23 protein-coding genes are annotated in these 26,449 nt (G+C 68.2%); 15 read left to right on the top strand and 8 right to left on the bottom strand.

What is annotated here, in order from left to right:
• The first annotated feature begins 2 nt into the window (after positions 1-2).
• Positions 3-1,046 carry an aspartate-semialdehyde dehydrogenase gene (locus OHB23_RS03350; RefSeq protein WP_027506652.1) on the top strand — a complete coding sequence of 348 codons (1,044 nt, stop codon included), beginning with the start codon at positions 3-5 and terminating at the stop codon, positions 1,044-1,046.
• A 72-nt stretch (positions 1,047-1,118) separates the two neighbouring features.
• On the opposite strand, the gene OHB23_RS03345 is transcribed toward OHB23_RS03350, so the two are convergent.
• Both OHB23_RS03345 and OHB23_RS03340 read right to left on the bottom strand, forming a co-directional pair.
• Positions 1,119-1,808 carry a hypothetical protein gene (locus tag OHB23_RS03345; protein ID WP_056443289.1) on the bottom strand — a complete coding sequence of 230 codons (690 nt, stop codon included), beginning with the start codon at positions 1,806-1,808 and terminating at the stop codon, positions 1,119-1,121.
• 291 nt (positions 1,809-2,099) lie between these two features.
• Complete coding sequence (locus OHB23_RS03340; RefSeq protein WP_027506653.1) at positions 2,100-2,297, bottom strand: PspC domain-containing protein; 198 nt, start codon at positions 2,295-2,297, stop codon at positions 2,100-2,102.
• A 183-nt stretch (positions 2,298-2,480) separates the two neighbouring features.
• On the opposite strand from OHB23_RS03340, the gene OHB23_RS03335 reads away from it, so the two are divergent.
• The 4 genes from OHB23_RS03335 to OHB23_RS03320 all read left to right on the top strand — a co-directional run bounded on the left by OHB23_RS03335 (position 2,481) and on the right by OHB23_RS03320 (position 7,479).
• Positions 2,481-3,563 (top strand): glycosyltransferase, encoded by a 1,083-nt coding sequence (locus OHB23_RS03335; RefSeq protein WP_328810875.1) that lies wholly within the window; start codon positions 2,481-2,483, stop codon positions 3,561-3,563.
• 69 nt (positions 3,564-3,632) lie between these two features.
• Positions 3,633-4,244 carry a TetR/AcrR family transcriptional regulator gene (locus OHB23_RS03330; RefSeq protein ID WP_056443296.1) on the top strand — a complete coding sequence of 204 codons (612 nt, stop codon included), beginning with the start codon at positions 3,633-3,635 and terminating at the stop codon, positions 4,242-4,244.
• Between the two features lie 56 nt (positions 4,245-4,300).
• Positions 4,301-5,776, top strand: coding sequence for a flavin-containing monooxygenase (locus OHB23_RS03325; protein WP_051613577.1), 1,476 nt, complete (start codon positions 4,301-4,303; stop codon positions 5,774-5,776).
• Positions 5,773-7,479 (top strand): GMC family oxidoreductase, encoded by a 1,707-nt coding sequence (locus OHB23_RS03320; protein WP_328810874.1) that lies wholly within the window; start codon positions 5,773-5,775, stop codon positions 7,477-7,479. Before OHB23_RS03325 ends, OHB23_RS03320 begins: the two co-directional genes overlap by 4 nt.
• A 72-nt stretch (positions 7,480-7,551) precedes the next feature.
• Here the strand turns inward: OHB23_RS03320 and OHB23_RS03315 are convergent, their stop codons facing one another.
• Positions 7,552-8,700, bottom strand: coding sequence for a hypothetical protein (locus tag OHB23_RS03315; RefSeq protein ID WP_328810873.1), 1,149 nt, complete (start codon positions 8,698-8,700; stop codon positions 7,552-7,554).
• 200 nt (positions 8,701-8,900) lie between these two features.
• On the opposite strand from OHB23_RS03315, the gene OHB23_RS03310 reads away from it, so the two are divergent.
• The 10 genes from OHB23_RS03310 (at position 8,901) to OHB23_RS03265 (ending at position 19,723) form a co-directional block, all read left to right on the top strand.
• Positions 8,901-9,986: an SMP-30/gluconolactonase/LRE family protein gene (locus OHB23_RS03310; protein ID WP_328810872.1), complete on the top strand. Its 1,086-nt coding sequence runs from the start codon at positions 8,901-8,903 to the stop codon at positions 9,984-9,986.
• A gap of 161 nt (positions 9,987-10,147) precedes the next feature.
• The gene (locus tag OHB23_RS03305; protein WP_027506659.1) at positions 10,148-11,671 is read left to right on the top strand and encodes a catalase; all 1,524 of its coding nucleotides are present in this window, start codon (positions 10,148-10,150) and stop codon (positions 11,669-11,671) included.
• Between the two features lie 339 nt (positions 11,672-12,010).
• Positions 12,011-12,682, top strand: coding sequence for a SipW-dependent-type signal peptide-containing protein (locus OHB23_RS03300; RefSeq protein ID WP_328810871.1), 672 nt, complete (start codon positions 12,011-12,013; stop codon positions 12,680-12,682).
• Between the two features lie 21 nt (positions 12,683-12,703).
• Positions 12,704-13,378 carry a hypothetical protein gene (locus tag OHB23_RS03295; protein ID WP_222638965.1) on the top strand — a complete coding sequence of 225 codons (675 nt, stop codon included), beginning with the start codon at positions 12,704-12,706 and terminating at the stop codon, positions 13,376-13,378.
• A 48-nt stretch (positions 13,379-13,426) separates the two neighbouring features.
• Positions 13,427-13,957 carry a signal peptidase I gene (locus OHB23_RS03290; protein ID WP_056443316.1) on the top strand — a complete coding sequence of 177 codons (531 nt, stop codon included), beginning with the start codon at positions 13,427-13,429 and terminating at the stop codon, positions 13,955-13,957.
• On the top strand, positions 13,954-15,390 hold the full coding sequence (locus tag OHB23_RS03285; protein WP_328810870.1) for a hypothetical protein: 1,437 nt from the start codon (positions 13,954-13,956) through the stop codon (positions 15,388-15,390). The genes OHB23_RS03290 and OHB23_RS03285 overlap by 4 nt, the downstream gene beginning before the upstream one ends.
• 50 nt (positions 15,391-15,440) lie before the next feature.
• Positions 15,441-16,106, top strand: a complete 666-nt coding sequence (locus OHB23_RS03280) for an HAD family hydrolase (protein ID WP_222626304.1) — start codon at positions 15,441-15,443, stop codon at positions 16,104-16,106.
• Entirely contained in the window at positions 16,103-17,911 is a 1,809-nt protein-coding gene (locus tag OHB23_RS03275) for a glycoside hydrolase family 15 protein (protein WP_222626305.1), read from the top strand. Before OHB23_RS03280 ends, OHB23_RS03275 begins: the two co-directional genes overlap by 4 nt.
• 6 nt (positions 17,912-17,917) lie before the next feature.
• Positions 17,918-18,718 (top strand): SDR family NAD(P)-dependent oxidoreductase, encoded by an 801-nt coding sequence (locus tag OHB23_RS03270; protein ID WP_027506665.1) that lies wholly within the window; start codon positions 17,918-17,920, stop codon positions 18,716-18,718.
• Between the two features lie 15 nt (positions 18,719-18,733).
• Complete coding sequence (locus tag OHB23_RS03265) at positions 18,734-19,723, top strand: LLM class F420-dependent oxidoreductase (protein WP_027506666.1); 990 nt, start codon at positions 18,734-18,736, stop codon at positions 19,721-19,723.
• 12 nt (positions 19,724-19,735) lie between these two features.
• On the opposite strand, the gene OHB23_RS03260 is transcribed toward OHB23_RS03265, so the two are convergent.
• The 5 genes from OHB23_RS03260 to OHB23_RS03240 form a co-directional block, all read right to left on the bottom strand.
• Positions 19,736-21,127 (bottom strand): nucleobase:cation symporter-2 family protein, encoded by a 1,392-nt coding sequence (locus tag OHB23_RS03260; protein ID WP_328810869.1) that lies wholly within the window; start codon positions 21,125-21,127, stop codon positions 19,736-19,738.
• Positions 21,128-21,205: 78 nt separating this feature from the next.
• Positions 21,206-21,484, bottom strand: coding sequence for a hypothetical protein (locus OHB23_RS03255; protein WP_328810867.1), 279 nt, complete (start codon positions 21,482-21,484; stop codon positions 21,206-21,208).
• A gap of 13 nt (positions 21,485-21,497) precedes the next feature.
• Positions 21,498-23,060, bottom strand: a complete 1,563-nt coding sequence (locus OHB23_RS03250; protein WP_328810866.1) for a DUF2207 family protein — start codon at positions 23,058-23,060, stop codon at positions 21,498-21,500.
• Between the two features lie 51 nt (positions 23,061-23,111).
• Positions 23,112-25,379 carry an FGGY family carbohydrate kinase gene (locus OHB23_RS03245; protein WP_328811579.1) on the bottom strand — a complete coding sequence of 756 codons (2,268 nt, stop codon included), beginning with the start codon at positions 25,377-25,379 and terminating at the stop codon, positions 23,112-23,114.
• A gap of 2 nt (positions 25,380-25,381) precedes the next feature.
• Entirely contained in the window at positions 25,382-26,413 is a 1,032-nt protein-coding gene (locus OHB23_RS03240) for a LacI family DNA-binding transcriptional regulator (protein ID WP_328810865.1), read from the bottom strand.
• Positions 26,414-26,449: the final 36 nt, after the last annotated feature.

Raw genomic sequence — 26,449 nt, 5'->3', positions numbered from 1 at the left:
CCATGACCACGAATTCCACCGGCCTCCACATCGGAGTCGTCGGCGCGACCGGCCAGGTCGGCGCCGTCATGCGAACCTTGTTGGCGGAGCGTAAGTTTCCCGTCGCCTCGATCCGTTTCTTCGCGTCCGCCCGGTCCGCCGGCAAGACCCTGCCGTGGGGCGACGGCGAGATCACCGTGGAGGACGCGTCCACCGCGGATCCCACCGGGCTCGACATCGCGCTGTTCTCGGCCGGCGCCACCATGTCCCGCGAGCAGGCGCCGCGCTTCGCCGCCGCCGGCGTCACCGTCATCGACAACTCCTCCGCGTGGCGCAAGGATCCCGACGTCCCGCTCGTGGTCAGCGAGGTGAACCCCGAGGCGACGAAGAATCTCGTCAAGGGCATCATCGCGAACCCCAACTGCACCACCATGGCGGCGATGCCGGTGCTCAAGGTGCTGCACGACGAGGCCGGGCTGCAGCGGCTCATCGTCTCGAGCTACCAGGCAGTGTCCGGCAGCGGTCTCGCCGGTGTCGAGGAACTGGCGACGCAGGCGCGCGCCGTGGTGGCCGACGCCGAGAAGCTGGTGCACGACGGCAGCGCCGTCGCGTACCCCGATCCGACGGTCTACACCGCGCCGATCGCGTTCAACGTCCTGCCGCTCGCGGGCTCTCTCGTCGACGACGGAAGTGGCGAGACGGACGAGGACCAGAAGCTGCGCAACGAGTCCCGCAAGATCCTGGGTCTGCCGGACCTGCTGGTGAGCGGCACGTGCGTCCGCGTTCCCGTGTTCACCGGCCACTCGCTGTCGATCAACGCGGAGTTCGCGAACCCGCTGTCCGTGGAACGGGCGACGGAACTGTTGTCGTCGGCTCCCGGCGTGCGAGTGGTGGCCGTGCCGACGCCTCTGCAGGCGGCCGGCGCCGACGAGTCGCTCGTCGGACGCATCCGGCAGGATCCCGGTGTGCCGGACGGTCGCGGACTCGCGCTGTTCGTGTCCGGCGACAACCTGCGCAAGGGTGCTGCCCTCAACACTATTCAGATCGCCGAACTCTTCGTTCGGTAGTCGGCGGGAAGGCCAGGGGCCGGTCGGGTTCGGCGGGAAGGCCGGAGGCCGGTCGGATTCGGTCCCGCGCGCTCAGCTCTCGAGGGCGCGCAGGGTGCGGTGCGTGTCGCGTGACGGCACGTACCCACCCAGGATCGAACTCCAGGTCCACAGGCGTCCGTCGAGTCGGTAGCGCCCGTGGGGGAGACCGGCGTCGAGCGCTGTCGCCTCGCCGCTGACCACGGCCGAGAGCATCACGCTCTCGTCGACGACACCGACCACCATCGCATCGACCGTGGACACCGGCTCGTCGGCATCGCGGCCCGACGAGTCGACCAGCGGCTCCATGACCGCCTCGGTGCCCTCGGGAGCGTGGAGGAAGCCGGAGTCGTGCGAGCACCCGTCGGCCTGACACTGTTCGAATCCGGCGATCACCTCGAGCCGCTCGATCAGTGGCCACAGGTCCTGCGAATGCCAGCGGGACAGTCCGCTCTCGCCGCCGTAGGCCTCGCTCCAGGACGCGAACACGGCGGTGAACTCCTCGACCACCGGTCCGTGCCGGTACCAGCAGCGGGGGATGCGCTCGGTCAGCTCGTAGCGGTCACGCAGCCACCACACCCAGTCGGTCACCTCGTCCCACAGGCGGGCGGCGTCGTCGGTGTCGAGATAGCGCCACGTGTAGCGACCGCGGGCGCGATCGGGACCGGGGAGAGTGCCCGGACGAGGTCGAGCGCCGCGGCCCGAAGGATCACCGTGGTGCGGGAAACCGCCGTGGTAAGACATCGTGTCCTTGCCGGCCGCGCGCCAGGGTGGTGGCGAACAGCCTGCTCGAGAGTGGCCGTGTGGTGCCGGGCGCCCCGGGGCTCGAACGCCTCGCACTTCGACGTGAGCGCACGGTGGACGAGGTGACGACACCGCACGTGCGACGAATCGACTTCGACAGTAGGTGCAGGTCAGTCGTGCCGCAAGTAGACCCTGTCCAACCGTTGGTCAAAGATGTTGTCGGTGATCGGAATACGAACCCGCCACGGGAGCGGCGCCCGATGTGCACTCACTCTCGAACTGATCGAACGATCAGTAGGACGACTTGGGGATCGCGATCCACAGGACCAGGTAGATCACGAACTGCGGTCCCGGAAGGATGCACGAGAGGACGAACAGCAGGCGCACGAGTCCTGCGCTCAGACCGAAGCGCTCGGCGAGACCGCCGCACACTCCGGCGATGAGCTTGCTCTGACGTGAACGGGTGAGCCTGCGGGCCGGGCTGGTCATCGTGGGACCTCTTCTTCGTCGGTGACGTGTCGTCGCGGGTCGGACACCACGGCAACGTGCGGCGCCGGTGCCGGGTTCCCGTGCCGCCGTCGTGCGACGACGGTGAATGCTCGACATGAGTGTTCGTGCGACGTTCTCGGCGCGGTCCTCGTCCGTACACGGCTCACCTCGACACTGGGCCGCATGCGCATCGTGCAGGTGGCCAACTTCTACGGACCTCGTTCGGGCGGTCTGCGGACGGCCGTGGACCAACTCGGAGCCGGCTATGTCGCTCGCGGCCACGAGGTGACGGTCATCGTGCCCGGCGACGTCCACTCCGAGACGATGTCTGCCACCGGGGTGCATCGCATCACCGTCCCGTCCACCCGGCTCCCGATGACCGGTGGCTACCGGGTGGCGAGGCCGTCCGTGACGGCCGATGTCGCGGCGAGTCTGCGACCGGACGTGCTCGAGATCTCGGACCGTCTCACCCTGCGTGGCCTCGGAACGTGGGCGCGCCACAGAGGGATTCGCAGCGTGATGATCTCCCACGAGAGGCTGGACCGACTGCTCGGACAGGTGTTGCCCGTCCCGGTGGCGCGCGCGGCGGCGGACGTCGCCAACAGGCGGTCCGTCCTCGGTCACGACGCGGTGGTGTGCACCACCGCGTTCGCGCAGGAGGAGTTCGACCGGATCGGCGCAGACGCGCACCGCATCGCACTCGGGGTGGACCTCGAGTTGTTCCACCCGTCGCGTCGCCATCGCAACGAGGGACGGATGATCCGGCTCGTGCACTGTGGACGGCTGTCGGTGGAGAAGCACGCCGAGCGGAGCGTCGACGCCCTGGCACACCTGCGCCGCGAGGGCATCGACGCACGCCTGGTGGTGGTGGGCGACGGTCCGCGGCGGTCCGCGCTCGAGCGGCGCGCCGAGGGTCTGCCCGTGCACTTCGCCGGGTTCGTCTCCGACCGCGAGCGCGTCGCACGGTTGCTCGCCGAGGCGGACGTGGCGGTCGCTCCCGGACCGCACGAGACGTTCGGGCTGGCGGCGCTGGAGGCACTGGCGTCGGGCACACCCGCGGTGGTCTCGGGAACGTCCGCGCTGGCCGAGATCGTCACCCCGGACTGCGGCGCAGCAGTGGCCAATCGCTCTCGCGACTTCGCCGAGGGCATCGCCGCGACCCTGGTGCTCCCCTCGGGCGGACGGCCCACGGCCAGGGCGAGGGCGGAGCAGTACGGCTGGCCGACGGCGGTGGAATCGATGCTCGAGGTCCTGTCCGGGCGGTGACGGTCGGCCCGCCCTGAACCCCGGCTAACTCACTTACATTCAGTCTGGACTGTTTGTAAGAAAGCCGATATGGTCGCAGATGTGACCGAGACCACCGCCGTGACCGAGCCGGCTGCTCAGCCCGCCCGCCGGACGCAGGCCGAGCGCACCGCCGGCACGCGGGCCAAGCTTCTCGACGCCGCCATCGACACGTTGGTGGACGTCGGATACTCCCGCGCCAGCACTCAGGAGATCGCACGTCGGGCCGGTGTGTCCCGCGGTGCTCAGCTCCACCACTTCCCGACGAAGGAAGCGCTCGTCGTGGCGGCCGTCGAGCGGCTCGTCGAGCGACGCCTCGACGAGCTGGTCGGGGTCCACCGCGGTGGGCCCGTCGGCCCGGCGCTCCTGCTCGACGCCTTCTCCGGCCCGTTGTTCCACGCGGCGCTCGAACTGTGGGTCGCCGCCCGCACGGATGCGGCACTGCACGCCGCGGTGGAACCACTCGAGCGTCGAGTGACCGAGGTGTTGCAGGAAGGCGGCCGAGAGCTCTACGGGGACAGCATGTCTCCCGCTGCCTTCGACCTGAGTATCGAACTCGCACGAGGGATGGCCGTGTCGGCCATCTTCCGAACCCCCGAGGAGGAACACGCGATGCGTGCACGATTGTTGCCGGAGTGGGAGCGGGCGGTGACGGAGCTGTGACGACCACACTGCCCGCGCACGTCGATGTTCTCGTCGTCGGATCGGGATTCGCCGGTATGGGTGTGACGGCGCGGGTGCTCCGCGAGGACCCGTCCGCCGACGTGCTCGTGATCGAGCGTGCCGACGACGTCGGTGGGACCTGGCGCGACAACACGTATCCCGGTGTCGCGTGCGATGTTCCGACGTCGCTGTACTCGTTCTCCTTCGCCCCGCATTCCGATTGGAGCCACACCTTCGCTCGTGGACCGGAGATTCATCGGTACCTGCGCGGGGTGGCCGACGACTTCGGGATCCGAGACCGTCTCGTCACGGGTTGCGCGCTGCTCGGGGCGCAGTGGGACGAGGAACGCTGCGTCTGGGACGTCACCACGGAGAAGGGTGATCTGACCTGCCGAGTGTTGGTCGCGGCCACGGGAACGCTCTCGACGCCGAAGCTGCCCGCTGTGCCGGGCCTCGACACATTCGCCGGCCACACCTTCCACTCCGCGACGTGGGACCACGACTACGACCTGCGCGGCAAGCGTGTCGCCGTCGTGGGCACCGGTGCGTCGGCCATCCAGTTCGTTCCCGAGATCGCCCCGGTCACGTCGCAACTGCACGTCTTCCAGCGCACCCCGGCGTGGGTGATCCCGCGCATGGACCGCACGCGCGGTCCGATCGAGCGATGGTTCTACCGCCGCGCGCCGTGGACACTCGAGGCGCAGCGCGGTGCGATCTACGCGTACCGCGAGATGTACGTCGAGATGATGGCCAAGCGGCCCAAGCTTCTGTCGATCGCGCACACGATAGCCACGGGTTTCCTCCGACTGAAGGTGCGCGACGGCGGACTCCGGAAGCGCCTCACGCCGGGCTACACCATCGGCTGCAAGCGCATGCTGTTGTCCAACGACTGGTACGACACGTTGCAGCGACCGGACGTCGAACTGGTGGACAGCGGTCTGGCCTCGATCACGCCGACAGGTGTGGTGGACGCCGCGGGACGCGAGCGCGAGGTCGACGCCATCGTCTTCGGTACCGGCTTCACCCCCACCGAGCCGCCCGTCGCACATCTGTTGCGCGGCAGCGACGGTCGAACTCTCGCCGAGCGGTGGGGCGGCAGCCCGCGCGCCTACCGAGGTACGACGATGGCCGGCTTCCCGAATCTCTTCCTCATGTACGGGCCGAACACCAACCTGGGACACAGCTCGATCGTCTACATGCTCGAGTCCCAGTCGGCGTACGTCGAATCCGCTCTGCGCGAGATGACGCGTCGCAGCGTCGATGCCGTCGACGTGAGTCCGTCCGCGGTCGACGAGTGGAACGCGTCTCTCGACGCCGACCTGGCCGGCACGGTGTGGAACACCGGTGGGTGTTCGAGTTGGTACCTGGACGCGAGTGGACGGAACTCGGCCATGTGGCCGACCTTCACGTGGAAGTTCCGCAAGGCGACCGCCGCGTTCGACATCGAGAACTACCGCACGATGCGGGCGCGCGGAGGGCCGGACGTCGGCCGAACTGTGGGAAGTACACCGTCGGAGAAGGCAGCAATATGAAGAAGACCTACGACGTCATCGTCGTCGGATCGGGTTTCGGCGGCAGCGTCTCCGCCCTGCGTCTGACCGAGAAGGGATACCGAGTCGGTGTCCTGGAATCCGGTCGTCGTTTCGAGGACGACGAGCTGCCCAAGACGAGCTGGCGACTGCGGAAGTATCTGTGGGCGCCCGTGATCGGGTGCTACGGACTGCAGCGGATCCACCTGCTCCCCAATGTCCTGGTGATGGCCGGAGCCGGTGTCGGCGGCGGATCGCTGAACTACGCGAACACTCTGTACCAGCCCCCGAGCCGCTTCTTCGAGGATCCGCAGTGGGGTGACATCACCGACTGGGAAGCGGAGATGACGCCGTACTACAAGCAGGCGCGTCGGATGCTGGGCGTCGAGGACAACCCGACCATCACCCCCGCGGACAAGGTCATGCGCGACATCGCCGAGGAGATGGGCGTCGGTGACACGTTCAGCACCACACCGGTCGGCGTGTTCTTCGGTCAGCCGGGGCAGAAGGGTCGCGACGTCCCGGACCCGTTCTTCGGTGGCGTCGGACCCACCCGGACAGGCTGCACCGAGTGCGGTGCGTGCATGACGGGCTGCCGTGTCGGCGCCAAGAACACCCTGGTGAAGAACTACCTCTACCTCGCCGAGAAGGCCGGTGCCATGGTGCATCCGCTGACCACGGTCACCTCGGTGCGTCCCCGCGAGGGCGGTGGATACGAGGTGCGGACGCGTCGCACCGGTGCGAAGCTGCGGCGCAAGGAGACCGTGATGACGGCCGACCACGTCGTCTTCGCCGCCGGCACCTACGGGACCCAGAAGTTGATGCTGGCGATGAAGGAGACCGGAGATCTGCCCCACCTGTCGGACAAGCTCGGGTCCGTGGTGCGTACCAACTCCGAAGCGGTGCTGGCCGCGACGGCGCGTGACCGGCAGATCGACTACACGGAGGGCGTGGCGATCACCTCGTCGTTCCACCCCAACGATCACACGCACATCGAGCCGGTGCGATACGGCAAGGGCAGCAACGCCATCGGACTGTTGCAGACCGTTCTCAGTGACGGCGGCGGCAGGCTGCCGCGACCGCTGAAGACGCTGGGCGTCGCGCTGCGCCACCCGGCCGCCACCGTGCGCAGCCTGTCGGTGAAGAACTGGTCGGAACGCACCGTCATCGCGCTCGTCATGCAGACCGACGACAACTCGCTGGAACTCGGTTCCAGGAAAGGTCGATTCGGTCGGCGTCTGACCTCTCGCCCGGGAGGTGGCAGCCCGCCGCCGAAGTGGATTCCGGAGGGGCACATCGCGATCAGGAAGGCCGCGGACAAGATCGGCGGCGACCCGGGTGGCTCGTTCGCGGACGTGTTCGACATTCCCATGACCGCGCACTTCCTCGGTGGTTGTGTCATCGGTGCGACGCCGGAACGGGGCGTCATCGACGCGTACCACCGGGTGTTCGGGCACGAGGGTCTGCACGTCGTCGACGGATCGGCCGTGAGCGCGAACCTCGGCGTCAATCCGTCGCTCACCATCACCGCCCAGGCTGAGCGGGCGATGGCCCTGTGGCCGAACAAGGGAGAAAACGATCAGCGTCCGCCGGTCGGCACAGGGTACGAACCCCTCGCCCCGGTCCGCCCCGTCGCTCCCGTGGTTCCCGCCGAAGCACCCGGCGCACTGCGACTCCCGCTCACCGTGGTGGGTCGGAACCGCTGACTCGCGCGGGCTCGACCCCGAGACGACACAGGCCCCGACCTCCTCGCGGAGATCGGGGCCTGTCCCGTTCGGTCACTTGCCGGATATGGGTCCCAGCAGCGAGGTGGTCCAGATCGCCGAGTTGGCGGACCCTGCCGGGTCACCGGCCGGCACCAGTCCGTTGATGGTCACCTGTCCGCCGGCCAGTCCGCGTGCGGGGTTCGGCGGGAGGGTGAGGCCGCAACTCTGCTGCACGTCGGCGATGCCGGGCAGCGAGTTCTGGCGGCACTGACCGCGTCCCTCGACCGTCAGCGGGCCACCGGGCAGGTTGTCGTACGTGACGGTCAGGGCAGCACCGAATTCGGGCTGCGCCGTCGGGGAGTAGCAGACACGCGCCGTCGCGGCCGTGATCTCGCTGGGCGAGGTCGAGGCCGCGCCCGTGGCCGGATCCACACTCGCCGCGTGCAGTTCGGTGGTGCGCTCGCCTCCCGCACAGGACGGCGACGATCCCACCGATCGGGAGTTCACCTCGCGTGTCACGTTGTAGGCGATCGGGCCCGTCGGCTGCGGGATTCCGGCGGGCGGAGCCGAATCGATGGGCGCGGTGCCCTCGCCGAGCGAGTACAGCGTCCACACCGATCCGGTGCGTCCACCGGGCAGACGCAACGGGTTGGCCACCGAGTTGCTGGTGGCGACACCGGCGCTCACACCGGACGCGTTGGGCTGGATGCGGAGAACGCAGTCGACGGCGCCGCGTCCGGGCGATCCGGGGTAGAGCTCGAAGCCGCACGGTCCGCGCATGTCGAGACGGCCGAGGCCGGGAGCGTCGAGAGTGCCCCACTGGTCGAGGATCTGGGTTCCGTCGAGCCCCAGCCCGTCGCAGACGTAGATAGGTCCGACGTTGCGCGCCGTCTCGGCGGTCAGCACGCCGGACGCGGGGTCCGACTGGAACGTGTACATACGGGCGTCGAGACGTTCGACGAGGAGGTACTGGGCCGGAACGCCGTACTGGGCGTTGCACCGCGCGGTGTCCTCGGCAGTCGGCCGATTGCCGCTGTCCACCGTGCGGAAGACGTGGAACTGGCCGGGGCCGTCGCTGATCGATCCGAGAAGGGTCGACGGTGCCACCGGTCCCGGGTCGGCCGAGGCGGTGCCCGTGAAGGAGGCGACCGCGGTGACGGCCGCAGCGGCGACGAGTCCCGCCCGCCGCAGAAGACCGGATCTGCTCGAACGACTGTGCATTGTTGTATTCCCCCCAGAACTGCTGCCATCTCGACGACCGAAGAGTGCCACACGAATCCCCCATCTCCGACATGTGTGTGACCTGGCACAATGCCCGCTACGCGGCCCTGGACGAGTGGACACGAGGGGACGGTCGGACTGACCGTAGTGTCCACCGGAGCAGCACAGTGCTGCGCAATTCGTGCCGGGGGGCTCCTGACGTGTCGACGTTCTCTCTGACCAGAGTCATGGTCACCGTGGTGGCAGTGGCCGCCATGACCGTGTTCGGGAGTGCCACGGGGAGTGCGGATCCCGCCGTACAACCGTCGCCGGCGCCCGGTGGCGCACGAACGTTCTCCGAGCTTCCGCTGCCCGGACAGCCGGAGGGCATCGCCGTCGATCCGTCCGACGGCAGCGTGTGGACGGGATCGAATCGGCCCCGATCGACGGGAACGGTCTGGCATCACGACGGATCCGGTGCACTGATCGGCACCTACGATCTCGTGGGGCATTCCCCGGACGCCGAGCACGGGGTCAACGGCATCGCGCTGGACGGTGCGGGCCGGGTCTACGCGCTCGACTGGTCGGGTGCGCGTGCGGTACGACTCGATCCTGCATCGGGAGCCCAGTCGGTCTACGCGACGTTCCCCGATCTGCCGTCCTGTGGTCGGGGGATCGTCCCGTGCGAGCCGAGCCCTGTCGATCGACCCGCGTGGCCCAACTACCCGGTGTTCGACGCGGCGGGCAATATGTACGTGAGCGATCTGAACCAGGCCACCATCTGGAAGGTGCCGGCCGGCGGCGGTGAGGCTCGGATCTGGTACCAGAGTCCAGATTTCGTGTCGCTGTACAGCGTCAACGGCATGCAGTTCGACGCGCAGGGCCGCCTCGTCTTCGTGGTCACGATCTCCCTGACAGCGGACCCGTCGATCTTCCGCGGGAAGCTGTTCCGCCTCGGCGTCGACGGGAACGGTGGTCCGGGTACTCGCGAGGAGATCGCCACGACGTCACAGGGTGACGGCATCGCCATCGGGGAGTCGGGCCGCGTCTACGTGGCGGTCGCGAACCCGATCATCAACGACGTCGAGATCGTGGAGCCCGGACGTGGCGTCGTCGGCGCGCTCCCGTCCCCCGAAGCGAGGGCGGCGCTGGCGGTGCCTCTCGTCACTCCCGCATCGTTGGCCTTCCGCGGCACGTCGGTGTTGGCGACCAACCATTCCCAGTACGCGATCGACCCCCGCGAGTGGTCGATCCAGGAGTTGGGCGTGGGGGAGCGGGGACTGCCCCTCCTGTACCCGACGCCCTGACACCACGAACGTAACTGGACTGATTCCAGAAAAGGGGTCATACTGGAACGGATCGACATTCTGCGTGTGCGCGAGTCGATGCCCGGGTATGCGGGTACGACGGACGTTCTGCGTCACACCGCGACGCTTCGCGTCTGCCACGAACAGGAGGCACTGGACTCATGACACAGCCGAGGCCCACGACCAACAACGCCGGTATCCCGGTTCCCAGCGACGAGCACTCCCTCACTGCGGGTGCGCAGGGACCGATCCTGCTGCACGATCACTACCTCATCGAGAAGATGGCGCAGTTCAACCGTGAGCGGGTCCCGGAGCGTGTGGTGCACGCCAAGGGTGCAGGCGCCTTCGGCACGTTCGAGGTCACCGGTGACATCTCGCAGTACACGCGGGCGGCGGTGTTCCAGCCCGGCGCGAAGACCGAGATGCTGGCGCGCTTCTCCACCGTCGCGGGCGAGCAGGGCAGCCCCGACACGTGGCGCGACCCCCGCGGTTTCGCGCTGAAGTTCTACACCACCGAAGGCAACTGGGACATGGTCGGCAACAACACGCCGGTGTTCTTCGTGCGCGATCCGTTGAAGTTCCAGGACTTCATCCGCAGCCAGAAGCGCATGCCCGACTCCGGTCTCCGAGACAACAACATGCAGTGGGACTTCTGGACCCTGTCGCCCGAGTCGGCGCACCAGGTGACCTGGCTGATGGGTGACCGCGGAATCCCGAAGTCGTTCCGCCACATGGACGGTTTCGGTTCGCACACGTACCAGTTCATCGCTGCCGACGGCACCAAGTCGTGGGTCAAGTTCCACTTCAAGACGGATCAGGGCATCGACTACCTGACACAGGACAAGGCCGACGAGCTGGCGGGCACGTCGCCCGATCATCATCGTCAGGACCTGTTCGGATCGATCCGCAACGGCGACTTCCCGAGCTGGACCGTCAAGGTGCAGATCATGCCGTACGACGATGCCGAGACGTACAGGTACAACCCGTTCGATCTGACCAAGGTCTGGTCGCAGAAGGACTACCCGTTGATCGAGGTCGGCACGATGACCTTGAACAAGAACCCGGAGAACTTCCACGCCCAGATCGAGCAGAGCTCGTTCGAGCCGTCCAACCTCGTTCCGGGCATCGGTGCGAGCCCGGACAAGATGTTGCTCGGACGCATCTTCAGCTACGCGGACGCGCACCGGTACCGCATTGGCACCAATTACGCGCAGCTGCCGGTCAATCGGGCGAAGGCGGAGATCAACTCCTACTCCAAGGAGGGTGCGATGAACATCCACTACAACTCCGCGGAGACGCCCGTGTACGCCCCGAACTCGTACGGTGGTCCCGCCGCCGACACGAACGCGTACGGCGACGACGGTGCCTGGGACTTCGAGCCCCGATTCGTGCGCACCGGGTACGTGCAGCATCCCGAGGACGGCGACTTCGTCCAGGCCGGCATTCTCGTGCGCGAGATCATGGACGACGACGCCCGCGAGCGTCTCGTGGGCAACATCGTCGGCCACGCGCTGAACGGTGTCACCGAGCCTGTGCTGCAGCGGGTGTTCCAGTACTGGAGCAACGTCGACCCCGAGATCGGCAAGAAGGTCGAGGAGGGTGTGCGCTCCGGACAGGGCGAGACCGCCCCCACGACCGGCGCCGGCGCGGTGGACGACCCGGCCGACGAGGCCGCGAAGGTCTGATCCGCTCCGATTTCCGACGCCGCCCGTCGCACCCTCAGCGGGTGCGGCGGGCGCTGCCGTGTGTGATGTAGATCACGTTTGAAACGTGTGGTCAGAATTCTCTGCCGGCTCGCTGCTTCGGGCACCGAAGCGGCGGTGGCAACGCCGACAGGCTCACGTCCCGGCCCGGTTCATCGAACGGCCTCGTCGTATCGCCCGATCGGTCTGTGTTACCTCGAGTACCTATCAATGGTTCGCGGAAATTGAAGAACGTTCGGTATGTGTGGTTTCGAGAATAGATCTACAGTTCGCTCGCAGCCATTGCGGTAATGGCTCGTCGAAGCGAAACGGGGACCTGCCATGATCACCGATCTCACCGTCGAGACAGAGCGTGACCAGCGCGATGTCCGTCGCCGCAAGGTTCGAGCGCTCCTCGCGGGCGGGCTGGTTCTCGGCGTGGGAGCGGCGGTGACATTGGCTGCATGGAGCGACAACGTGTTCGGCACCGCGCAGTTCACAGCGGAGAACTGGAACGTGCAGGGTGACTTCTCGGCCGCCGGCAGTGGGGCGTGGCAGGAATACAACACCGCCGAGACTGCGGGCACTTTCAACTACACGACGGGCTTCTCCGCGCTGAGCCCCGGCACGACGGTGTACGCGCCGGTTGCCCTGCGCGTCGGCTTGGGAACCAGTGCAGGCGGCGCATACGACGCGGCCGTGACCCTCCGAGGGGCCACGCCGACGACTGGGGCGCTGACACCCCTTCTCACCTATCAGGTCGTCAGCGGCGTCACCGCGGCGAACTGCGCGGCCGGAACGATCACCGGAGGCGCGAGTGTCGTCCCCGTCGGCAGTGCCCTCGGCACGGGAAGCGCCTCCAAGGCCATCACGCTGCCGAAGACCGGCACCGCTCTTCCTCTGTGCTTCGCCGTGACCCTGCCTGCGACCGTGAGCGCGGACCAGGCGGCCGGTAAGACCACCAATACGGTCACCTGGCAGTTCCAGGCCGAGGCCGTGGTGCCGACGCCGTAATCGGCTGCTCCTCGTCACCCCATGTCTCGTCACGCACCATCTCGGCACACTGCGGCGGAACCGCGGACGCACGACGCCGTCGTCGGACGACGGGCTCGGCTCGGTGCCGTGATCGGTCTGGTCGTAGGACTCGCCGTCGCGGCACTCTCGGCCACCGACGTTGCGGCGTCGTGGACCGACCGGGTCCTGGGCGGATCGGCATTCAGCACAACACCGTTCGGCTTCGAGTCGGCGACGCTCGGGGCGCCCTTCGCGACCCACTCGGAGGCCGCGCCTGCCGTGCTCTCTCTGCTTCCGGCTGCGCCGCTGCTCCCGGGTCAGTCGGTCTACGGCGCGATCTCGTTGCGTTCGGTTGCCGGGTCGCCGGCGGTGGCCGTGACCGTCGACGGCACGGCGTCGGTGCCCTCGGGCCTCGCATCGTTGTTGCAGTACGCAGTCGTTCGATCGCCCACGTGCGACAGCACCTCGTTCGCCTCGACGGCATCGTTCGTCGTCGGCTCGGTCACGGGCGGTGTCCCGTTGTCCGCCGATTCGGCGAGCGGGGCCGTCGTACTCCCGGCAGGATCGCCGACGACCACGGGAACCGTTGTGCCTCTGTGCTTCAGGATGACGCTGCCCGACACCCTCGCGGTGTGGACCGCCGGGGCCGCGTCGTCGACCCTTCGGGCAACGTGGACCTTCCTCGGTACCGCCTGAGTCCACGTGTCCGATCACCCCTTCGCGCCACCAGAAAGTGCTCACACCATGTCGACTCGTCACGCAGCGCCCCCTCGGCGTCGTTCGGCCTTCTCCCGCCTGGGTGACGCCGTTCTCAACGTTCTCGCGCTCGGCGGTGTCGTCTGCATCGTGTTGGTGGTTCTGTCGTTCACCCTGAACATCTCGTTGATCATGTTCAAGACGGGATCGATGGCACCGACGATGCCGACGGGGTCACTCGCGGTGGTGCGGGAGGTACCTGCGGACTCCGTCGTTCCCGGGGATGTCGTGACGATCGCACGGGTCGGCGAGCTGCCTGTCACGCACCGTGTGGTCGAGACCTCGCCCGGCCGCGACGGCGCAACGTTCCTCGAGCTGAAGGGCGATGCCAACGAGTACGAAGATCCGGCCGGATACGACGTCACCGAGGTGCGCAAGGTGCTGTGGTCGGTGCCCGGCCTCGCGAAGGTGGTGGTGTGGTTCTCTAGTCCCCTGGTTCTGGCGCTTCTGACCCTCTCGATGGCGGCTCTCGTCGTGGCGATGTTCTGGCCGAGAACGCCGAAGCGGCCGGTACCGTGAGCCGCCCGCGCTCGGTGGCACTGGTCCTGATCGCTGCTGTGCTGACGGTCGTGTCGGTGGTCTCGAACACGGATGGCACCGTTGCCGCCTGGCAGGGGCGGGACCACGCAGCGGCCACCGTGTCGATCGGATCATGGCCCAGCGCCGGAAGCGCGTACGCGGAGATCGGACGCGTCGGTTCAGCGTCGGGTCTCGCATTCGATGTGCTCGCGGGCGGAACGAACCCGCCGTGGCCCGGACCGGCAGCGACGCGTTCGCAAGCGGCTCCGGGAACAGTCACCAGCACCACGGCCGGGCCGTACAGCAGCGCCGGGGTACTCGGGTTGGCCAACGAGCTGACTTCGCGAGGCGCTGCTCCGGGAACACCGATTCAAGGCTCGTCGTGCGCGGCCTACGGATGGGCGCCGAACACGCCGGCACCGTGCACGACGGTCCCGTCGCAGAGAGTGAACGCGCGCGCAACTCTGTCGTCCTACACGCTGTACGCGTCACTGCTGTCGCTTCTCGGCCTGGGGTCGACAGACGTGGTCTCGGTGCCGTCACCTGTGACATCGGCCGCATCCTGTGACCTGACCACCTCCGGGCCGACCTACACGGCAACCCCTCCGAGTGCGGCAAACGTGACGACGCTGAACCCTCGGGGTTCGATCACCGTTCGAGGCGGAAACGCCGTCGCGATTCCGCCTGCGGGCGGCACGGTGTCGTTCGATTTCCCCCAGAGCGGGTCCACCGTCGTGGTGCCTGGCGTGTCGGGAACACTTCGCAGTGTCGTCGACAACTCGTCGTCTGCGCGCTCGAGCCTCGTGCTGGAGAACGGCCGGATCCTGAGGCTGGGACTGCTCGGGGGCATCCTTCTCGACATCAGGTTCACCCTGGTGCTGGTCGACGCGGCGTGCGGAGGCGGACCGACCGGGCCCGTGTCGATCACCGCCGCATCTGCGCGAGTAGCCGCAGCGGAACCGCCGGCTGCGACGACACCGGTCACGACGACAGCGGCCGCGACGACAGCGGCCGCGACGACAGCGGCCGCGACGACAGCGGCCGCGACGACAGCGGCCGCGACGACCAGCGCTCAGCCGTCGGCGTCCTCGGTGGTGTCACCGACCGACGCGACGACGATTCCTGCATCGTCGAGCACCGCCGCAACGACCACGACGTCTCCGGCGCCGACCACCACCACCACTCCCGCTGCAGCCTCCGCCACGGTGTTCTCCGGGGCGGGGCCCATCACGTCGATCACGACATCCGACGGGCTCGAATGCTCCGTCGGTCCTGATGCGGTCACCTTCACGTGTTCGGACGGCAGCACCCTCGTCTTCACTCCGGTGGCGCTGTCGCCACCTGGCATCGCCGCTGCCACGACCGACGGGCTCTGGTCGCCGAGGACGCTCACGGGGGAGACGGTGCCGGTGGAGGCGGCCACCCGGTCGTGACGCTGCCCTCCCGCCGTTTGTCGTCCCCCACCCCCGGGTAGTCGGGGAGGGTGACTTCTCCCGCCGTTCTGTTCGACATCGACGGCACGCTCGTCGATTCGAACTACGCCCATGTCCACGCCTGGGCTCGTGCCTTCTCCGACGCCGGTATCGCTGTGGACTCGTGGCGGATTCACCGCTCGATCGGCATGGACGGCGCGAAGCTGCTCTCGTCGTTGGCGGGTGACGCACCCGAGGACGCGGCGGAACGCGCGAAGGAACTACACACGCAGTACTACGAGGAGATGTCCTCCCTGCTGTCGCCGCTGCCCGGTGCGCTCGACCTGCTCGGCGCGGTAGCGGACCGCGGGCTGCAGGTCGTACTCGCCACCTCGGCACCGGAGAACGAACTCGCGATCCTTCGCGGACTTCTCGGGGTCGAGGAGATCGTCTCGGAGTTGACGTCGTCGGAGGACGTCGAGACGGCGAAGCCTGAGCCGCGCATCGTCGACATCGCGCTGGACCGTGCCGGCGTCGGTGCCGAGCGCGCCGTCTTCGTCGGGGATTCCGTGTGGGACGTGAAGGCATCCGTCACAGCGGGCGTCCCGTGTATCGGAGTGCGCAGTGGCGGCGTCTCGAGTGCCGAGTTGACCGAGGCCGGCGCCACCGCGGTGTACGACGATCCTGCAGACCTGTTGGCGCACATCGACAGTTCGATGATCGCGCGCCTCGAATGAGAGAGAACGGCTACGCACCGATCGAGAACTACGCGGCGATCGGCGACGGCCGCACCGTCGCGCTCATCGCGGACGACGGACGCATCGACTGGTTTCCCGTTCCCAATCTCGACACCGCGCCGGTGTTCGCGGCACTGCTCGACGCCGAGTCCGGCGGCTACATCTCGATGCGCCCGGCGGAGGAGTTCACGACCACGCGTCGGTACGCCGACGGCACCAATGTCCTGGTCACGACGTTCACCACCGAGTCGGGCGTCGTGAACGTCACGGACTCCCTGAACACCGGTGTGGCGGGACGCCTTCCGTGGACCGAGCTCGCACGGCGCGTCGAGGGCGTCGAGGGCAGTGTCGACATGGAGTGGTCCGTCGCTCCGGGGACGTGTCTGGGAACGGCGTCGCCGTGGTCGTACGAGACGGTGCACGGCACGGTGCTGCGCGTCGACGGTGTCACTCTGGGCGTGCGCACTCTCAATGCCGACGACATCGAGCTCGAATCTCGCTCCATCAGTGGTCGATTCACCACCGCGGTCGGTTCGCGCTCCCTCGTGGCCGTGGTCGGTACCGAGGTGGAACCGCTGTATCTCCCAGTGCCGGAAGACGTCGACTCTGGCATCGATCGCACGATCGCCAACTGGCAGATGTGGTCCGAGGAGTTCCGGTACGAGGGCCCCTGGCACGACGAGGTGCACCGTAGCGCCCTCGCATTGAAGCTACTGCTGTACAGCCCGTCCGGCGCCATCGCGGCAGCGGCGACGACCTCGCTGCCGGAGCGGTGGGCCGGTGCCAAGAACTGGGACTACCGCTACGCGTGGGTGCGTGACACCGCGTACACGATCAAGGCGCTGATCCGCTTCGGTCTGCGCGAGGAGGTCCACGCCGCGGTGGCGTGGCTGCTGCGCATCATCCGCAGCAACGAGCAGATCACGCAGGTGTTCTACACCCTGAACGGCGAGATCCCGGGCGGCTCGACATATCCCGACGTGCCGGGGTGGCGCGGCGTCGGTCCGGTGATCAACGGAAACGAGGCGGCAACTCAGTTGCAGCAGGGGATCTTCGGTGACCTGTTCGACATCGTGTCCCTCTACGTCGACGCGGGCAACGTACTCGACGCGCCCACGGGCCGACTCCTCGCGGAGATCGCCGACACGACGTGTGACATCTGGCGCCGCAAGGACGCCGGGATGTGGGAGCTGCCCACGATCCGGCATTACACGTCCTCCAAGATGGGCTGCTGGCACGCGCTCGACCGTGCAGTGCACCTCTCCGAGCAGGGCATGATTCCCGGCATCGCGGACAGGTGGGTGACCGAGCGCGATCACATCGCTCAGTGGATCGACGACAACTGCTGGTCCGAGTCGCGCGGCGCCTACGTCTGGTACCCGGGCACGGATGAGCTCGACGCCTCCGTGTTGCTGCACGCGGGCAGTCGGTGCGTCGACGACGAGCGGATGTCGAGAACCGTCGACGCTCTGCGCGACGAACTCGGTTCCGGCGACCACCTCTATCGCTACTCCGGCATGCAGATGGTCGAGGGTACGTTCGTCGCCTGCTCGTTCTGGGTCGTCGGCGCCCTCGCCAAGCTCGGCCGCGACGACGAGGCCAGCGCACTCATGGATCGACTGGTCACCAGCGGCAACGACGTCGGCCTCTTCGCCGAGATGATCGATCCCGACCGGTCGGCCGAGGACGAGCCGTCGACCTTTCTGGGCAACTTCCCGCAGGGGCTCTCCCATCTCGCTCTCATCAACGCTGCGCTCACTCTCGCCAGCGGCCACGACCACACGACCTCCGACACAGGAAAGTAGGACCACATGGACCTCGGAATCACGGGCAGAACTGCTGTCGTCACCGGCGCGGACTCGGGAATCGGGTGGTGCACGGCGCAGATGCTGCTCGACGAGGGTGTCCGGGTCTTCGTCACGGACAAGGACCAGGACAAGCTGGCCGCCGGCGCTGCCGAGCTCACCGGACCGGAGGGTGCCGTCACGGCGTTCGCCGCGGACGTGACGAAGCCCGCCGACGTCGAGGCGATGCACGCGAAGGCGGTCGAGGCGCTCGGCACCGTGGACATCCTGGTGCAGAGCGCCGGCATCACCGGCGCACAGGGCATGTTCCACGAGATCGACGACGACGGGTGGTCGACGACGATCGAGGTCGACCTTCTCGGGCCGGTGCGCGTCGTGCGCGCCTTCCTTCCCGAACTCCGCGCGGGCGGATGGGGACGCATAGTGTTGCTCGCGTCCGAGGACGCGGAGCAGCCCTACATCGACGAGCTGCCCTACTGCGCGGCCAAGGCCGGCATCCTCTCGCTGGTCAAGGGACTGTCGAAGACGTATGCGTCCGAGGGTGTCCTGGTGAACGCGGTGTCTCCTGCCTTCATCCACACCCCGATGACGGACGCGATGATGGACAAGCGAGCCGACGAGCGTGGCACCGACCGCGACGAGGCCATCGAGAGCTTCCTGAAGGAGGACCGGCCGTTCATGGAACTCGGTCGACGGGGTACCCCGGAGGAAGTGGCGTCGGTGATCACGTTCCTGTGCTCGGAGCGCGCCAGCTTCGTCAACGGCTCGAATTACCGCGTCGACTCCGGTTCCGTCGCGACCATCTAGAGAGGACCCACGCCCATGACACGTTTCGGCTACACCCTCATGACCGAGCAGAGCGGACCGAAGCAGCTCGTCGACTACGCCGTGAAGGCGGAGGACGTCGGGTTCGACTTCGAGGTGTCCAGCGATCACTACTCACCCTGGTTGTCGTCGCAGGGACACGCGTCCTACGCCTGGACGATGCTCGGCGCGGTGGCGCAGGCGACGTCCCGAGTCGGCCTCTACACGTACGTGACCTGCCCCATCATCAGGTACCACCCGGCGATCGTCGCGCAGAAGGCGGCAACGCTGCAGATCCTCGCCGACGGCCGTTTCACGCTGGGCCTGGGAAGCGGCGAGAACCTGAACGAGCACGTCGTCGGCGAGGGTTGGCCCTCGGTGGACAAGCGTCAGGACATGTTCGAGGAAGCGGTCAAGATCATCCGGCAACTTCAGTCGGGTGAACTGATCACGTGGCAGGGCGAGCACTACCGCGTCGATTCGGCGCGCCTGTGGGACACCCCCGAACACCCGCTCGAGATCGGCATCGCGGTCTCGGGGTCGAAGTCGATCGAGCGGTTCGCGCCGCTCGGCGACCACATGATCTCGACGGAGCCGAAGTCCGAGCTGGTCGAGGGCTGGGACAAGGCCAGGCACATCGGCACGGGCCTGAACCGGGAGTCGAAGAAGATCGGTCAGATCCCCATCTGCTGGGGTCCGGACGAGAAGGCGGCCACCGAGCTCGCGCACGACCAGTTCCGCTGGTTCGCGGGCGGGTGGGCCGTGAACGCGGACCTGCCGACGACGGCCGGTTTCGCGGGTGCGACACAGTTCGTCCGGCCGGAGGACGTGGCCGGAACCATCCCCTGCGGACCGGATCTCGATGCGATCGTCGAGAAGGTGGCGCCCTACTGGGAGGCCGGTTTCACCGACATCGCACTCGTGCAGGTCGGCGACGAGACCCAGGAGCGCTTCCTTGCCGAGGCCGCCGGGCCACTGCTCGAGAAGCTCCGCGCAGCGTCGTCCTGACCGACGGATCGATCAGAGCGCCGGTCCACGCACAGCGTCGTGGGCCGGCGGATCTGTGTCGGTGGACAGCTTGTCGCGCAACGACTCCGAATTCAGCAGCATGTTCAGGACCACCGCGCACAGCGCACCCGCGCTGATGCCGGAGTGGAAGATGGTCTGGAACCAGTCGGGGAACCGGTCGTAGAGGTCCGGCGACACCGTGGGCAACAGTCCGACGCCCACCGCGACGGCGACCACCAGGATGTTCGTGTTGTTGAACGACACCTGCGCGAGCGTGCGGACGCCAGTCGCGGCCACCATGCCGAACAGTGCGATGCCCGCGCCACCGAGCACGGGAAGCGGCACACCCTCCACCACGGCACCGAGTTTCGGCAGCAACCCCAGCAGGATGAGGATGCCGCCGGCGAACGTGGCCACATGGCGGGTCTTGACGCCCGTGATCGCCACCAGCCCCACGTTCTGCGCGAACGCCGTGTACGGGAACGTGTTGAAGATGCCACCGAGCATCGTCGAGAGGCCGTCGGCGCGCAGACCGTCGGCCAGACGGCGAGGCGGAACCTTCTTGTCGACGATCTCGCCGACAGCGATGATGTCGCCCGTGGTCTCGGTCATGATGACCAGCGCGACGATGCACATGGTGATGATCGCGCTGACCTCGAACGTCGGGAATCCGAAGTGGAACGGCGTGGTCACGCCGACCCAGTCCTGTTCCCGCACACCACTGAAGTCGGTCATGCCCAGCGGGATCGCGATGACGGTGCCGGCGACGAGTCCGAGCAGGATGCTCAGTCGCTTGGCGGCCGGGGGAGCAAACCGTTCGATCAGCAGGATGATCAGCAACGTGAGTGCGCCCATCCCGATGTACTTCGGATCACCGAAGTCCTCGGATCCCGTTCCGCCGCCGAACCATCCGGCCGCCACCGGCATCAGCGACAGGCCGATGATCAGGATGACCGTGCCCGTGACCAGAGGCGGGAACAGGTGGAGCAGCTTCGCGAACACCGGCGCCAGCGCCATCATGAACACGCCGGACGCGATCACGGAACCGTAGATGGCGGTGACGCCGTACTGCGAGCCGATGGCGATCATCGGCGTCACCGCGGCGAACGTGCAGCCCTGCATCAGCGGTAGTCGTACCCCGAAGCGCCAGAACCCGACCGCCTGGATCAGTGTCGCGATCCCGGCGACGAACAGGTCGGCCGTGATGAGGTACGGCAGGTCGCTCGACTGCAGTTCCCCCGCAGCGACCAGGGCGCTGCCGACGATGAGAGGGACGGCGACCGCGCCCGCGTACATCGCGAGCACGTGCTGCAAGCCGAGTGGAGCCAGCACCGACAGCGGGGGAATGTGGTCGACCGGATGCGTGCCCGCCCGACCGCGAGTGAACCTCGACAACGACACCATGGGACACAGTGTCGGCCCTGCCCGTGTCGTTCGTCGGTCTTCTCGGTTTCCGCGCCGTTACGGCGGCACTCCGTCGGCTCAGAGGGTGGTGGCGGCGAAGGACACGAAGACGACGAACAGTGCGGCGCCGCCCAGCGCGGCTCCGATCATCGCCTCGCGGCCGTTGGTGGCCGTGCCGTCCTCGTCCCGGCCGATACCGACCCATCCGCACACCACCGCGAGGATGCCGGTGGGCACCGCGACGATGTCTCCCACGAAGGGCACGAACGCGCAGACCAGCGCGACGACGCCCGCGACCAGCGCGCTGCTGCCCGCGCCGTTGCGATACGCGGGACGTGATGACGGAGTGTCGGTCACACCCGGAATGGTCTCAGGTGCTCCCCGCGGCGCCGCCACCGCCACCCGCGCCGGCCCCGGACACCGTGCCGGCGCTGCTGTTGGTCGAGGTGAACACCGAGGAGAAGACGACCCAGTTCAGCAGTGCCGGGTCCGAGGCGTGCAGTGATCCGGACGGTGAGGCGAAGGCACGCAGCGTCGTTCCGCCGTCCGCGTCCGTGGCCGCCTCGAGGCGCTTAGTGAACGTGGAGCCGAGCCCCAGCGCGACGATGTCGGGCAGTGCGTCGTCCAGATCGAGCGAGGAGTCGTCGTCCTTTCCCGACTGCTTCAACCCGTCACGGTAGGCCTCCCAGGGACGAGCGGCGTCGAGACCGGCAGCCGAGAATCGTGAGTAGGCGACCGTCATGACGAGGCCGGCGATCAGCAGGATCCCGCCGGGAATCGCGGCGACCAGCATGATCGGGGCCCCGGAAGCAGCGACCACGCCTGCGCCCACCATGACTGCACCGCCGAGAAGTGCCAGTCCGACCAGACCCCAGCGTGGTCCGGCCGTACCGTGGCGCACCCACCCGTTCGCCTCGAGGTGCGCGTCGACGACGGCCTTCGTCGCGCCGTGACCCTGCGCGAGCTTCGTGAGCGCGGCGCTGTCCACCACGTCGCCCTCGGCCTTCTCGGACAGCATGGTCCAGACGGCGTCCTGCACGTCGCCGCGTACCTTGCCGCGGTCGAGCAGTCGGACTCGGAGCGTGTCCTTGCCACGTTTCTTCGACCCGGAACCCGGCTCGGACTCGAGAGCCACTGCGTCGGCCGCCGCGAGCGCCAGCAGCGTGGCCGGCACCGCACTCGCCTGCGCGCTCCGATGGACCAGAGCCGTGACGATCGCGGGATCGGTGGTGTGATCGGGTCGGTAGGTCGTCGGAGGCTGCGCCGACACCGTGGGCCGCGAACGGCGACGGTAGATCTGCGCCGCGCCCGCGGAGCCGACCAGCACGACGGCGAGACCGGTCCACGGGAGCCACGTCGACCCCGGCCCGGCGGCGAACTCGTCGAGCGCCGTCACCGGTGGCCCGACCAGGATGGAGGACTCGAGCCGGTCGATGCCGTTCGTCAGACTGCCCGCGACGTCACCGTCGCGCAGCGGCGGCACCAGGGCGTCCTCGATGATCGCTTCCTGCTCGTCGCGGGGAACATTGCCGTCGTCGAAGGTGGAACCGAGGAAGATCCCGGCCCGAGCCTCGTCGTCGGTACCGGGCTCGCGGTTGATCAGGATGGCACCGGCGACGTCCTGATCGACGTCCGCCGTCGACACCCACGCCTGCTGGAGTGCCTCCACCTGATCGAGGGTGTCGTCCGAGTCGGCGTCCAGTTCGCGGACGTACGCGACGACGTCGGCCCCGGTCTCGGCGCGCAGCGCGTCGAGTCGCTGCTCCAGCGCCTCGACGTCGGCCGGACCCAGCGAGTCCCCGGTGCGGTCGTACACGCGTTGACCGACCGTGAGCCCGTCGAACTGTGTGTCACCGGGGCTGTCGGAGCAACCGGCGAGACCGAGCACTGCTGTCGCCGCGATGAACGCGACCGCGAACCGGAACCGTGTCATGCCGTCATGATAGGCAGACTCGACGGTCCGGTATCGCGTGTCGCGTGTCGGTCAGCGGTTGTCGACGGCCTCGGCCAGCTCGCGCAGGCGCGGCAGCGCGCGGTCCGTCAGCAGCTGCTCGCGGGTGTCGGCCGAGACGGCCATGCTGTCCTTCCAGAGGGAGCGACCCGCCATCGCGCCGCTGGCGCCGTTCGCCACGGCGGTGCGCACCTGCTCGATGAACGTCTCGTGATCCACACCGGCGGACAGGACGGCCCACGGCACGCCGTTCGCGGCGGCGGTCACGGCGGCACAGGCTTCGGCCGATCCGGGGTACTGCAGCTTGAGCACTTTGGCACCGCACTCGACGGAGATGCGGGCGGACTCGGCCACGAGGGACGGGAAGCGCTCCGCGTAGTCGACGGCCGATTCGCCCTCGAGCCGGTACGTGAGGATCTCGACGATCAGCAGCAGACCCTCGGCCGAGCACGCCTTCACCAGTTCGGCGATCTCCTGGCCGACCCGCGAGTCCGCCGTCTGACGGTCGGGGCGCATGTACCACAACATCTTCGCGACATCGCCGCCCAGATCGCGCACCACGCGCGGGGTGACGCCGTCGACGAAGCGGGTGAACTTCAGGCCGTCCACGGTCTCGAATCCCGAGGCGTCCATCCCGACCACGAGCGCGGTGTCCCGCGACAACGTGCCTTCGTCGACGACGCGGGGGAGCGCCACCTCCGGGTCGAGCAGGATGGCGGGAGCGTGGTTGCCGAGGTACTTCACGAGATCGCCCTTGGCATCGGCGAGTTGATCCTTCGAGATGGAGTCCGGACCGTCCGGGGCGTCGTTCATGACGGCCTTCATGCCGTTGCGCTGGTCGCCGGCCACGATCAGCATGTTGCCGTTCGCAGTGGAGATGGCGGCCATGCCGCGTCGTTCCAGTGTGGTGAGGTCGTTCATGTCGGAGCTCCTGTCGGTGGTGCGAGGTGGGGTTCGGTCGCTCGAGTCGAGCAGTCTGGAGGCGAACAGGGCTGCGCCGTAGGCGGTGTCCTGTGTTCGGCCGGAGGTGGTGATGTCGGGCAGGACGGCGGCGCGGGCGTCGCGGACGCAGGCCATGCTCGCCCAGCCACCGGTGAGGATGCTGCGCCATGCGGGCGGGACCTCACGGTCGAGCGCGGCGACCAGCAGGGCCACCTCGTCGTTCCCGTGGAGCAGCACGGCGCGGAAGAGTTCGGCGGCGTCCACCCCGTCGGTCCGGATGGTCAGTGCGAGCACACCGTCGTCGTTGCGTGCACCGGAGACGGTGACACCACCCTCGGCGACGGATCCCGCGGACGGCAGTGCCTGCACGCGCTGGTCCAGCCCGTCCCGCCCGGCGCGATCGGTGATGTCGCACAACTGCAGTGCGCGGCGCATGAGCAGTCCCGACTTCACACCGGCCACCAGCACGTACTTGCCGGGCACGACGTGGCGGACCGAGTTGATCAGATGCTCGGCCAGTCGCGCGCGACTGGCCGCGGACGGTGGCGTGTCCAGGACGCGCAACAACACCTCCGCGGTACCCATCGAGACGAGGTAGGTGTCGTCGGCGATGTCGCCGCCGGACACCGCGGACACGAGGTGGTCGTGGCCCGCGACCGTGAGGGCGGACCCGCGTACGAGCTCGGGAAGCCATGGCGCCGAGGCGAATCCGAGTGCGGTGCCGGCAGCGACGAGGGGTGGGAGGAAGGTGTCGTCGACACCGAGGTGCGCCAGCATGTCCCGCCAGGGGGCGCCGGTGTCCTGGTCGAGCAGCCCCGTTCGCGACGCCAGCGAGTACTCGCTGACAGCCCGTCCGCCGAGAGCGGCGACGACGAACGCGGGCAGATCCAGCCATCGGAGTCCGGTGAGGTCCAGTCCGCCGGACTGCAGATGCAGGATCTTCGCGACCGAGACCTGCACCCCGAGAGGGATTCCCGTGGTCGCTGCGAACGCGGCCCGCAGCGGCTCGGGCAGGGCGGCGACCTGCTCCCCGCCGCGCGGGTCGAACCACGCGAACGACGGCGCCACGACCTCCAGCCCTGCGTCGACGAGGAAGCCCGTCTCGCCCATGCCCGAGACGGCGACGGCATCGAGCCGGGCGTTCGGATCACCGGTGACGTCCGGCAGTCGGCGCGCGACGATCTCCACCAGGTGACGCACGGTGTCGAGGAGATCGTCCGCCGCCATGTCGGTGGTACCGCCGGCCCCGTGCGTCCAGGGAGTGGCGAGTTGCTCGATCAGGACCTCGGAACCCGAGGAGTCGCTGACGAGGATCTTGATTCCGGTGCTGCCGAGGTCGAGACCGGCGACGAGGGACATGCTCACGGGCGGTACCGCTTTCCAGCGCTGGGGGACTGTCGATTCGGGGGAGCGAGATGCGAGCTGCGCTCGACGAGTGTCGTGTCGGCGAGGCCGGCCACGGCGTCGAGGGTGGGATCGTCGAAACGCAGCAGCAGACGGTCGAACGCCGCGGCTCCGATCTCGTACGGGTTCTGGTCGATGCAGGTGACGGGCGGATCGACGGCGTCGGCCAGAGCGAAGCTGCCGAACGACACCATGGCCACGTCCGTGCGGTGGATCTCGTGCAGGACCGACACGACGGCACTGGCGTGGCGGGCGTTGGAGACGAACAGCGCCGTGGGGGGTTCAGGGAGGGCGAGCAGGTCGAGCACCACCGGGCGCACCGCGTCCGGCGACGGCGCCACTTCGGGAATGCCGTCGCCCGGGGCGCTGAGACCGTTCTCGGTGAGGACGTCGACGTACGCGTCGCGTCGACGTTGCGCCGTCTGCAGTCGCGCATCGTGACCGACGAGGGCGATCCGCCGGTGCCCCGCGTCGACCAGCACCCGGACGGCGCGTCGAGCCGCCGAGTAGTCGTCGACGGTGACGGAGTCGAAACCCGGGATCGAGCGGTCGACGGTCACCACCGGCAGGGTGTGGCGGCGCGGGGTGAGGAACGACGAGTGATCGCCGACGGGAGCGAGCACGATGCCGCGCACGTGTTGACCGGCGAGGCGGGTGAGTTGCGACAGTTCGCGCTCGGGATCGAACCCGGTGCTGCCGACCATGACTCCCATGCCGCGATCGAGCGCACGCTCCTCGATCGCGCGTACCAGGGAGGCGAAGAAGATGTCGTCGATGGAGTCGACCACGATGCCGATGGTGGTGCCGGATCCGGACTTCAGTGATCGTGCGGCGGAGTTGGGAACGTAGTTCAGTTCCGCCACCGCCGCTTCGACGCGCTCGCGCAGCTCGGGGAGCACCGTGTCGACACCGTTGACCACGCGCGAGACAGTCTTGAAGCTGACGCCTGCCAGTGCGGCGACGTCCTTGATGCTGGCGCGGTGGGTCACGGGAGAACTCTCGATCGAGGGTGGGTGACGGTCCGG

Source organism: Rhodococcus sp. NBC_00294 (assembly GCF_036163995.1).
In the GTDB taxonomy this organism is placed as follows: domain Bacteria; phylum Actinomycetota; class Actinomycetes; order Mycobacteriales; family Mycobacteriaceae; genus Rhodococcoides.
Note: the sequence above shows the minus strand (reverse complement) of the source record. Positions and strands in the feature narration are given on the sequence as shown.

Bases quoted from the DNA above. Each gene is read 5' to 3' on its own strand.
- OHB23_RS03350 (WP_027506652.1), top strand. From the start codon at position 3: ATGACCACGAATTCCACCGGCCTCCACATCGGAGTCGTCGGCGCGACC.
- OHB23_RS03345 (WP_056443289.1), bottom strand. From the start codon at position 1,808: ATGTCTTACCACGGCGGTTTCCCGCACCACGGTGATCCTTCGGGCCGC.
- OHB23_RS03340 (WP_027506653.1), bottom strand. From the start codon at position 2,297: ATGACCAGCCCGGCCCGCAGGCTCACCCGTTCACGTCAGAGCAAGCTC.
- OHB23_RS03335 (WP_328810875.1), top strand. From the start codon at position 2,481: ATGCGCATCGTGCAGGTGGCCAACTTCTACGGACCTCGTTCGGGCGGT.
- OHB23_RS03330 (WP_056443296.1), top strand. From the start codon at position 3,633: ATGGTCGCAGATGTGACCGAGACCACCGCCGTGACCGAGCCGGCTGCT.
- OHB23_RS03325 (WP_051613577.1), top strand. From the start codon at position 4,301: ATGGGTGTGACGGCGCGGGTGCTCCGCGAGGACCCGTCCGCCGACGTG.
- OHB23_RS03320 (WP_328810874.1), top strand. From the start codon at position 5,773: ATGAAGAAGACCTACGACGTCATCGTCGTCGGATCGGGTTTCGGCGGC.
- OHB23_RS03315 (WP_328810873.1), bottom strand. From the start codon at position 8,700: ATGCACAGTCGTTCGAGCAGATCCGGTCTTCTGCGGCGGGCGGGACTC.
- OHB23_RS03305 (WP_027506659.1), top strand. From the start codon at position 10,148: ATGACACAGCCGAGGCCCACGACCAACAACGCCGGTATCCCGGTTCCC.
- OHB23_RS03300 (WP_328810871.1), top strand. From the start codon at position 12,011: ATGATCACCGATCTCACCGTCGAGACAGAGCGTGACCAGCGCGATGTC.
- OHB23_RS03295 (WP_222638965.1), top strand. From the start codon at position 12,704: ATGTCTCGTCACGCACCATCTCGGCACACTGCGGCGGAACCGCGGACG.
- OHB23_RS03290 (WP_056443316.1), top strand. From the start codon at position 13,427: ATGTCGACTCGTCACGCAGCGCCCCCTCGGCGTCGTTCGGCCTTCTCC.
- OHB23_RS03275 (WP_222626305.1), top strand. From the start codon at position 16,103: ATGAGAGAGAACGGCTACGCACCGATCGAGAACTACGCGGCGATCGGC.
- OHB23_RS03270 (WP_027506665.1), top strand. From the start codon at position 17,918: ATGGACCTCGGAATCACGGGCAGAACTGCTGTCGTCACCGGCGCGGAC.
- OHB23_RS03265 (WP_027506666.1), top strand. From the start codon at position 18,734: ATGACACGTTTCGGCTACACCCTCATGACCGAGCAGAGCGGACCGAAG.
- OHB23_RS03260 (WP_328810869.1), bottom strand. From the start codon at position 21,127: ATGGTGTCGTTGTCGAGGTTCACTCGCGGTCGGGCGGGCACGCATCCG.
- OHB23_RS03250 (WP_328810866.1), bottom strand. From the start codon at position 23,060: ATGACACGGTTCCGGTTCGCGGTCGCGTTCATCGCGGCGACAGCAGTG.
- OHB23_RS03245 (WP_328811579.1), bottom strand. From the start codon at position 25,379: ATGTCCCTCGTCGCCGGTCTCGACCTCGGCAGCACCGGAATCAAGATC.